This is a genomic window from Streptomyces phaeochromogenes, from assembly GCF_001418655.1.
GTDB classification, from domain to species: Bacteria; Actinomycetota; Actinomycetes; order Streptomycetales; family Streptomycetaceae; genus Streptomyces; species Streptomyces phaeochromogenes.
This window is the reverse complement of sequence record NZ_LIQZ01000506.1, coordinates 1-9,201: the sequence shown is the minus strand read 5'-3', so window position 1 is coordinate 9,201 and position 9,201 is coordinate 1. Positions and strand designations below refer to the sequence as shown.

Sequence of the window (9,201 nt, the reverse complement as noted above, 5' to 3'; positions counted from 1 at the left end):
CTCTTAGGGGCGCGGGGAACTGCGCACCCAGCCACGGCCGGCCCGCACGAAGCACCCGACGCGAAAAGCCCCGCCCCCACCCGAAAGGTGGGAACGGGGCTCCAAGCCCAACGGAACCGAACCGTCAGCCGATCTGCGTCCCTGTGGCGGACAGCGCCTCGGTGACCGGCTGGAAGAACGTCTCCCCGCCGGAGGTGCAGTCCCCGCTGCCACCGGACGTGAGTCCGATCGCGCTGCTGCCCGAGAACAGCGACCCACCGCTGTCACCCGGCTCCGCGCAGACGTCGGTCTGGATGAGCCCGTTCACGATGTCGCCGTTGCCGTAGTTCACGGTGGCGTCCAGCCCGGTCACCGACCCGTCGTGCACCTGGGTGGTGGACCCGCTGCGGGTGACCTCCATCCCGACGGTCGCCTCCGCCGCACCCGTGATCTCCTGCGCGGAACCGTTGTAGAGGTTCACCTCGCTCGGGTGGTCCACGTCCGCGGTGTACTTCACCAGGCCGTAGTCGTTGTCGGGGAAGCTGGAGTCGGCGTTCTCGCCGATCTCGGTGCCGGACGAGTCGGACCAGTTGGTGATGCCCTCGGTGCAGTGCCCGGCGGTGAGGAAGAACGGCTCGCCGCCCTTGACCACGTTGAAGCCGAGCGAGCAGCGACCGCTGCCACCGGTGATGGCGTCACCGCCGGCGACGAAGGGCTTGAACTCCCCCTTCGTGGTCTTGAGTTCGGCCTTGGCGCCGAGCCCGTCGACGACCTCGGTCAGCTGCGCCATCTTCGCGCCCTTGACCGTACGGTCCGCGGTGACGACGACCTTGTTCGTCGCCGGGTCGACCGCCCACGAGGTGCCGGGGATGGTCGCGTCCTGCTTCAGCGTCGTACGGGCGCCCTTGAGTTCGGCGAGGGAGTTCTCGACGATTCTGGCCTTGGCGCCGGCCGACTCGACGGTCTCGGCCGCGGCCTCGTCGAGGACGTTCACGACGAGGCTCTTCGCCTTCGCGTCGTAATACGTTCCCGCAGCGTCCGTGCCGAGGTCCTTGCCGAGCGTCGAGGCGAGCTTTCCGGCCGCCGTGACCGAGAGGGTCTTGAGCTCGGGAGCGGGCGCGTTCTCACTCGCGTTCGCACTCTGCAAGGTGACTCCCGCGGCGACCAGTGCGGCGATGCCCGCACCTGCCACGGCTGCCCGCCGCTTGGGTATGCGTCGGTGCTTCAACTTGTGTCCTCCTGTGGGGGGTCGGAAACGGCGGCTGTGGGGGCCACCGAGACCGAAAGGTGTACGGACATGGGCCCGACTCGCAATAAAAGCCGCGTCCATGCCAACGGACGCCGACCACTATTCCGAGGCCGTACGGGAGCACACAAGGTCGACTTCAGGACGCGCGTGCCACAACGGACGCGCGCCCCCGCATGGTTGACGCGCGTTGACAAGTGGCCGTCTCACCACGTCGATTCCCATAGCAAACACTACGAGCGAGTAACTAACGCCAGTCCGTGAGGTCTAGTCCTGTCCGGATTTCGACCCTCCGAAGTCCGGATCCAACGGTGTCTCGACGGGCGGGAGTTGCTCCTGCATCGATTGCTGCCACTGCGCCAACAGCTGTTGCGCCTGTGCCGAGAGCTCCTGTGGCTGAATCGGACGCTGCTGTGCCTCGGGCAACGACGGCTGTGGCTGAGCCGTCGGCTGCTGTGTCCGAGGCGCGGGAGGCGCCGCCTGTTGCGCCGGCTGCTGCGCCCGCTCCAGGAACCGCAGCAGCTCGACGGGGAAGGGCAGGACGAGCGTGGAGTTCTTCTCGGCCGCGACCGCCACCACCGTCTGCAGCAGCCGCAGTTGCAGGGCGGCGGGCTGCTCGGACATCACTCCGGCGGCCTCCGCCAGTTTCTTGGAAGCCTGGAGCTCGGCGTCCGCGTTGATGACCCGGGCCCGCCGCTCACGGTCGGCCTCCGCCTGCCGGGCCATCGACCGCTTCATCGTCTCCGGCAGCGACACGTCCTTGATCTCGACGCGGTCGATCGAGACGCCCCACTCCACGGCAGGGCTGTCGATCATCAGCTCCAGACCCTGGTTGAGCTTCTCGCGGTTGGAGAGCAGATCGTCCAGCTCGCTCTTGCCGATGATCGACCGCAGTGACGTCTGCGCCATCTGGGAGACCGCGAACCGGTAGTCCTCGACCTGGATGATCGCGTCGGCCGCGGACACCACCTTGAAATAGATGACGGCGTCCACACGCACCGTGACGTTGTCCCGCGTGATGCCGTCCTGCCCGGGTACCGGCATCGTCACGATCTGCATGTTGACCTTCTGGAGCCGGTCCACGAAGGGCACGATCATCGTGAACCCCGGGCCCCGCACCCCGGATCGCAGCTTGCCGAGCCGGAGCACCACGCCCCGTTCGTACTGTTTGACGACGCGGGCCGCCGCCATCGCGTACACCGTTCCGACGGACGCGAGAGCCACTCCCGCCGTCACCAGCTCCTCGATCATTACGACCCCCAGGGTCCGTATCGGGCGCAACAGGTGTGTACTTCGACGGTAACTCCGGCGCGGACGCGAAGGGGAGATGGAGGACCGAGGTGCCGAACGGGATACGGATGCGGGACGGACGACTGCTGGCGTTCGAGGAGTGGGGGGATCCGGACGGCAGCCCGGTGGTGCTGCTGCACGGCACACCGGGCTGCCGGCACGGGGCGGTGCCGCCGGAGCTGATGGCCGAGCGTCCAGGGGTGCGGTTCATCGCGTACGACCGGCCGGGGTACGGGGATTCGGACCGCGGTCCCGGACGCCGGGTGGCGCAGGCCGCGCGGGACGTGGCGGCGCTGGCCGACGGACTCGGGCTCGGGAAGTTCGCGGTGCTCGGCCGCTCGGGCGGCGCCCCGCACGCGCTGGCCTGCGCCGCGCTGCTGCCCTCGCGGGTGCGGCGGGTGGCGGCGATGGCGAGTCTCGCGCCGCCGGTCGCCGAGGGGCTGAACTGGTTCGACGGGATGGCGAGGTCCAACGTCGAGGAGTTCACGCAGGCGCTCACCGATCCCCTGGAGTTCGCGGACCGGCTCGCCGCCCGGGCCGCCGCGATCCGCGCGGACCCGGCACAGCTCCTCGCGTCGATCAAGGACGGCCTCACCGACACCGACCGCCGGATCGTCTCCACCCCGGCCGTGAGCGAGATGCTGCTGCGCAACTACCGCGAGGCGCTGCGCGAGTCGGCCTACGGCTGGCTCGACGACACCCTCGCGCTGCTGAGCCACTGGGGCTTCGACCCGGCGCAGATCACCCGCCCCGTGCTGCTGTGGCACGGCGCCGAGGACACTTTCTCCCCGGTGGGCCACTTCGAGTGGCTGGCCGAGCGCATCCCCCGCGCCCGCCCGGTCCTGGACCCGAAGGGCAGCCACTTCTCAGCCCTGGAGGCCCTCCCGGACGTACTGGACTGGCTGTGCGCGACCCCACGGACCGACACCTGACCTACCCGGACCACACTTCACGCCCCGGGCCACCACCTCACCCCCGGGGCCACCTCACGCCCCGGGCCCCACTATGAGCCCGCTCCCCGCGGCCCCCGGCCGCTCCAGCCGCGCCCCGCGCATCAGGTCCATCACCCGCTCATGGCTGTCGCCCACGGCGTCCGTCACCCGCAGCCGGAGCCGCAACTCGTCGACCTCGTCGACGAACCGCTGGGTGTACGCGCCGTGGGGCGCGGTCTCGTACCCGGTGGCGCCCGGCAGGGGGAAGCCCGCGCCGACGAGCATCTGCCGGTAGTGCTTGCCGTGCACGAGCCCCATCGCGGCGAGCTCCCGCAACAGCCCCGCGTGGTCGGTCCAGGCCCCGGGAACCCCGTCGTGCGGTACGAGTTGGTACTCCACCCGCTCCACCACGGCGTGCTGCGGACCGCCGTTCAGGACGCCCGCCTCCCAGGCGGGCTCGTCCGGGGCGAAGGCGCCGGGCACCCAGGACGAACGCCAGCCCAGCGCGGGCCGTACCGTACGCGCGTACTGCGCCCGGCCGAGCACAGCGGCGAGGGCGACCGCCAGCAGGCTGCCGAGCGCGTCCGTGTCCATCAACTGCAGTCGCCAGGGCCACTGGCGGCTCAGCTCCCCCGTCACATTGCCGCGCGTGATCTCCCACAGGAGCACCAGCGCCAGCACCGCGAGCAGCACCAGCGGTGTCGTGAACAGCAGCGGACTGCGGCGTACATGGCGCTGCTGGTCGGAAGCCACTTCCCTGTTCCCCCGGTCTTTCTCGTGCACATCGGCGATCTCCCACGGCCAAGGACGAGCCCCCGCACCGCGAACGGCGTACGGGGGCTCGTCTGCTGCTGGCTGCAGTCAGGTCACGCGGGTGTCGATGTGTCGCGTACCGGTCAGAATACGTTGACGCCGTAGGCGCCCAGCGCTTCGGTGACCGGCTGGAAGAACGTGGTGCCACCGGAGGTGCAGTTGCCGCTGCCGCCCGAGGTCAGACCGTAGGCGACACCGTTGCTGCCGTAGAGCGGACCGCCGGAGTCGCCGGGCTCGGCGCAGACCGTGGTCTGGATCATGCCGTAGACGATGTCGCCGCCGCCGTAGTTGACGGTCGCGTTCAGCGCGGTGACGCGACCGGTACGGGTGCCGGTGGTGGAACCGGTGCGGATGACGTTCGTGCCCACGGCCGGGGTGGCGGCGCTGGTGATGTCCACGCTGCCCGCGGTGCCCGACTTGGCGACCGAGGTGTTGGTGTAGCGCACCAGCCCGTAGTCGTTGGTCGGGAAGCTGGAACCGGCCGTCGAGCCGAGCGTGGTGGTGTGCCCGGAGTTCGACCACCAGGTGCCGGCGCCGTCGGTGCAGTGACCGGCGGTCACGTAGTAGTCGGCGCCCGCGCTGTTCTTGACGTTGAAGCCGAGGGAGCAGCGCCAGCTACTCGCATAGATGGCGTCGCCGCCCTTGATCAGCTTGTTGAACTTGCCCGGCGTGTACTTGATCTGCAGAGCGCCGGCGTTGGTGCCCGCGGCCCGCTTGATCTTCGCGATCTCGGCCTTGGAGACGGTGCTGTCGACCGTGACGACGACCTTGCCGGTCTTGGCGTCGGTCACCCAGGCGGTGCCCGGCACATCGGCCTTGAGCACGGAAGAGTTGGCGCTCTTCAACTGGGAGGTGCTGAACGTCTGCGCGTCGCTCGCGTTCGCGGAAGGGATGGTGAATGCGGCCGCGGCCACGAGTCCGGAGGTGACGGCGATCAGCCGGGTCCGTCTCGCTATTCCGCTGCGGGGGGTGGTGCGCTTGGTCCTCACTGTTCGTTCCCTCCAAAGGGAAGTCGGGGGCCCGCGTGGGGTCGGGGCCCGTGAGGCGCACGCCAGGGGAAGAATGTCCGGATTCCGGACAAGCCGTGCCCCTGACAAGGCGCTGGGGGGAGTATTTGGCCGCACACCCGACGGGCGCAAGGGCGCCTTTCGGCCGTGCGGTGTTCAACTTACGTATGTCCCACGGGAGTTGATCTCATCAGCGGCAGTGTGTGGATTACGTGCGGATTATCGGAGCAGATTGCGTTCCCCGGCGGCAATCGCCGCGCTCAGCGTATTGCCCGGCGGCGGGAATGGGCAGATGAAGTGGTCCGCGAATGCGCAGGGCGGGAGCAGGGCCCGGTTGAAGTCCACCGTCGTGCGCCCCTCGGTGTCAGGAGCCGCCGGGCGCAGGAACCGGAAGCGATAACTGCCGTTCCCACTCGTCACATCGCCGAAAACAGCCCACAGCGATCCGTCCCCCTGAACCGTCACCTGAAGGGTCAACTCCTGCCCGCCGAGCGTGAAGGCGAGCTCACCGCCGAGCCCGAGCCCGCGCTCCCGTCCGTCGGCGTTCGCCACCCGTACGGTCCGGTCCTCCCCGTACGGCGTGAAGCGACCCGGCACCGACCAGCGCGGATCGTACGGCGTTGCCTCGATGCCCCGGAACGCCTGCCGGGCCGGAGAGGCGGGGTCGAAGTCGCGTACCCCCAGGGCCCCTTCCCGTACGAGGACGACGAACCGGCGCTCGCCGTGCGCGACCCGGGCCGTGGTGGCCGGACCGAGGTCGGCCCCGAGCCTGACCTCACCGGCGAAGGGCTCCCCGTCCACGAGGAGGCCGTCGGCCGCGTCGGCCGTCAGCACGACCGCGTCGCCGTCCGCCGACCACCGGCCGGGCATGTCCGGAAGTAGCCCCTCCGGATAGTCCTCGATCCAGTGGGTGCCGCTGAGCGCGAGCGGGCCGTGGGGCGCGGACACCGTCTCGGTGCGGTGCTCGTGCCAGTGCTTCCACTCCTCGGACGCGTCCGCCGTCAGGTGTTCCGCCGCCACGTGTTCCGTCGTCATGTGATCAACCCTTCCGCACGGGCTCCGCCGGCCCGAGGTGTGAGCGCGGCGTCGCGCCGGTGTATTCCGTCCGGCGCGGCGCCGGTGGTCGCGGCCTCCCCGAAGACCGTGGTGGTCGCGACCTCCCCGAACACCCCGGCGGTCGCGACCGCCGGGGCCCCGGGATCCCGGGATCTCCTAGATCTTCGGCAGGCCGGGCGGGTTGATCTCCGACTTCGGCACGGCCTCGCTCGACAGGCCCCAGCGCTTGAGCACGCGCCCGTAACTGCCGTCCTCGATCACGTGGTTGATGGCTGCCGCGTACGCGTCGACGAGCCCGCTCCCCTTCTTCGTGGTGGCGGCGATCTTGCCCTGGAGGTCGTCGCCGGCGCCGGAGAGCGTGCCGATGACCTGCGACTGCCCTGCCGTGGCCACGTGGTACGCGGCGGACGGGCTGGGGCCCAGGTAGGCGTCGATACGGCCCGACTGGAGGGCCAGGTAGTAGTCCGTGTCCTTCTGGAAGTACTTGATGGTGACGGCCTTGCGGCCCGCCTTCTCGTTCTGCTTGCTCCAGTCGACGAGGATCTTCTCCTGGTTGGTGCCGGAGGAGACGGCGATGGTCTTGCCCGCCACGTCCTCGGGACCGTCGACCTTCCAGTCGGCGCCCTTCTTCGCCTCGAACGAGATGTTGTCGAGGCGGTAGGTCGCGAAGTCGTACTTCTCCTTGCGCTCCTCGGTGACGGTGACGTTCGAGAAGACGGCGTCGAACTTGCCGCTGTCGAGACCGACGAAGAGGTTCTCCCAGGAGACCTCGTCGTTGTCGAGCTTCAGCCCGAGGGTGTCGGCGACGAGGGTCGCGAGGTCGATCTCGGAGCCGATTCTGGTCTTGTCGTCGGTCGCGTAGAAGCCGAGTGGCGGCGAGGCGTCGGCGCTCTGGCCGAGCTTCAGCGTGCCGCGCTTGCGGATCGCCGCCGGGACGAGCGCGGCGATGTCGTCGGCCTTCTTGCCGCGGATCCGGTTCTGGTCGGGGCCGATGTTGACGCCGCCGGCCTTCTTGGTGCCGGAGCTGCCCGTCCCGGTCGCCGCGTCGCTGTCACCGCCGCAGGCGCTGAGCAGGGGTGCGACGACGAGGGCGGCGACGGAGACGGCGAGGGTGCGTCGGGATATCACGGGTGAACTCCTGGTGTGGGAAGAGAGGTTGGAACGATGGGAAGAGAGGTTGGAACGATCGGACAGCGGCTGGTTCAGAGAACCTTCGAGAGGAAGGCGCGGGTGCGTTCGTGCCGCGGCCGGTCGAGTACGTCGCCGGGGGTGCCCTGTTCGACGATCCGGCCGTCGTCCATGAAGACGACGGTGTCGGCGACCTCACGGGCGAAGCCGATCTCGTGCGTGACGACGATCATCGTGGTGCCCTGGTGGGCCAAATCCTTGATGACGTCGAGGACTTCACCGACCAGCTCGGGGTCGAGCGCGGACGTCGGCTCGTCGAAGAGCAGCAGTTTCGGCTCCAGGGCGAGCGCGCGGGCGATGGCCACGCGCTGCTGCTGTCCGCCGGAGAGCTGCTTCGGGTAGGCGTCGGCCTTGTCGGCGAGCCCGACCCGGTCGAGCAGCCCGCGCGCGGTCACGGTGACGTCCTTGCGGGGCCGCTTCAGCGCCGAGACCGGGGCCTCGACGATGTTCTCCAGCACCGTGAGATGCGGGAAGAGGTTGAAATTCTGGAAGACGAACCCGATCCGGGTGCGCTGCCTGAGGATCTCCCGCTCGCGCAGCTCGTACAGCTTTTCGCCGGAGCGCCGGTAGCCGACCAGCGAGCCGTCCACGCTGATCCAGCCCTGGTCGACCTTCTCCAGGTGGTTGATGGTCCGCAGCAGCGTGGACTTGCCGGATCCTGACGGGCCGAGGATGACGGTGACCTCACCGGTCCGCACCTCAAGGTCGACGCCCTTGAGGACTTCCAGCGAACCGAAGCTCTTGTGCACGGACTTGATGTCGACCATGGGGGCGCCGGCCGCCCCGTCCTGGGTCAGTTCCTTGGTCAGCGGCGCACTCATCGGGCGCTTCCCTTCGCGAAGTGTCGTTCGACGTAGTACTGGAGGACCGAGAGCGCGGTGGTCAGGAGGATGTACCAGGCCGTCGCGACCATGAGCAGCGGTACGACCCGGCCGTTGCGTCCGTAGATGACCTGGACCTGGTAGAAGAGCTCGCCGATCGCCATGACGGAGACGATGGAGGTGCCCTTGAAGAGGGAGATCACCTCGTTGGCCGCGTTCGGCAGGATGGAGCGCATCGCCTGCGGCAGCACGATCCGCCNNCGCCGCCGCGCACGATCTCCGCGGCGTACGCGGCCTGGTGCAGGGCCAGCCCCAGCACGGCCGCGCTCATCGCGCCGACCAGGCCCATCGTGTCGAAGGAGAAGAAGCCGGGCCCGAAGGGGATGCCGAACTCCAACTCCTTGTAGAGATAGGCGAGGTTGAACCAGAAGAGCAGCTGCACGATCAGCGGGATCGACCGGAACGCCCAGATGTACGCGAAGGAGACGGCCTTCAGGAACGGGCTGGCCGACAGCCGCATGAACGCGAGGACGATGCCGAGCGCGAAGCCCAACGCCGTTCCGTAGAAGGTGAGTTGAAGCGTCACCCAGACCGCCTTGAGGATCACCTCGGCGGTGAAGAACTCGGCGAACACCTCCCACTCCCAGCCGGAGTTGGTGGCGAGCCCGTGGACGAACTGCGCGAGCAGCACGGCGGTCACGGTCACCGCGACCCAGCGCCAGGGGTGGCGTACGGGCACGACCTTGAGCGCGCCGTAGTCCTCGGGCTCGGCTGATGTTCTGGCAAGGGGTGGATCACTGGTCAGCGACATGGGGTCCTCTGGGTGAAGGCAGTGAGCGGGGGCGCCCGGTGGTGCCGGGGTGCGGGAG

Annotated in this window: 8 protein-coding genes and 2 pseudogenes; 1 reads left to right on the top strand and 9 read right to left on the bottom strand. The window is 69.2% G+C overall.

Going from position 1 to position 9,201, the window contains the following annotated elements:
- Positions 1-124: 124 nt before the first annotated feature.
- Both AOK17_RS44140 and AOK17_RS44135 read right to left on the bottom strand, forming a co-directional pair.
- Positions 125-1,207, bottom strand: a complete 1,083-nt coding sequence (locus AOK17_RS44140) for a S1 family peptidase (RefSeq protein ID WP_055618286.1) — start codon at positions 1,205-1,207, stop codon at positions 125-127.
- Between the two features lie 285 nt (positions 1,208-1,492).
- Positions 1,493-2,476 (bottom strand): slipin family protein, encoded by a 984-nt coding sequence (locus tag AOK17_RS44135; protein ID WP_055618285.1) that lies wholly within the window; start codon positions 2,474-2,476, stop codon positions 1,493-1,495.
- 89 nt (positions 2,477-2,565) lie between these two features.
- Between AOK17_RS44135 and AOK17_RS44130 the strand changes: the two genes are divergently transcribed.
- Entirely contained in the window at positions 2,566-3,447 is an 882-nt protein-coding gene (locus AOK17_RS44130; RefSeq protein ID WP_206190937.1) for an alpha/beta fold hydrolase, read from the top strand.
- A gap of 54 nt (positions 3,448-3,501) precedes the next feature.
- Here the strand turns inward: AOK17_RS44130 and AOK17_RS44125 are convergent, their stop codons facing one another.
- From AOK17_RS44125 to AOK17_RS44100, 7 genes and pseudogenes are all read right to left on the bottom strand, one after another.
- Positions 3,502-4,200: a hypothetical protein gene (locus AOK17_RS44125; RefSeq protein WP_079053635.1), complete on the bottom strand. Its 699-nt coding sequence runs from the start codon at positions 4,198-4,200 to the stop codon at positions 3,502-3,504.
- Between the two features lie 143 nt (positions 4,201-4,343).
- A complete protein-coding gene (locus tag AOK17_RS44120; protein ID WP_055618283.1) occupies positions 4,344-5,249 on the bottom strand; it encodes a S1 family peptidase in 906 nt (301 codons plus the stop codon).
- A 237-nt stretch (positions 5,250-5,486) separates the two neighbouring features.
- Entirely contained in the window at positions 5,487-6,302 is an 816-nt protein-coding gene (locus AOK17_RS44115; protein WP_055618282.1) for a DUF1684 domain-containing protein, read from the bottom strand.
- A gap of 177 nt (positions 6,303-6,479) precedes the next feature.
- A complete protein-coding gene (locus tag AOK17_RS44110) occupies positions 6,480-7,451 on the bottom strand; it encodes an ABC transporter substrate-binding protein (protein WP_107102661.1) in 972 nt (323 codons plus the stop codon).
- Positions 7,452-7,525: 74 nt separating this feature from the next.
- Positions 7,526-8,278 (bottom strand): amino acid ABC transporter ATP-binding protein, encoded by a 753-nt coding sequence (locus tag AOK17_RS44105; protein WP_055618287.1) that lies wholly within the window; start codon positions 8,276-8,278, stop codon positions 7,526-7,528.
- A 50-nt stretch (positions 8,279-8,328) separates the two neighbouring features.
- Positions 8,329-8,591, bottom strand: a pseudogene (locus AOK17_RS53030) (ABC transporter permease subunit); the annotation flags it as partial.
- 2 nt (positions 8,592-8,593) lie between these two features.
- Positions 8,594-9,137: pseudogene (locus AOK17_RS44100) on the bottom strand (ABC transporter permease subunit); the annotation flags it as partial.
- Positions 9,138-9,201 lie beyond the last annotated feature (64 nt).

Coding starts and splice junctions, on each gene's coding strand:
- AOK17_RS44135 (WP_055618285.1), bottom strand. CDS start 2,476: ATGATCGAGGAGCTGGTGACGGCGGGAGTGGCTCTCGCGTCCGTCGGA.
- AOK17_RS44115 (WP_055618282.1), bottom strand. CDS start 6,302: ATGACGACGGAACACGTGGCGGCGGAACACCTGACGGCGGACGCGTCC.
- AOK17_RS44105 (WP_055618287.1), bottom strand. CDS start 8,278: ATGGTCGACATCAAGTCCGTGCACAAGAGCTTCGGTTCGCTGGAAGTC.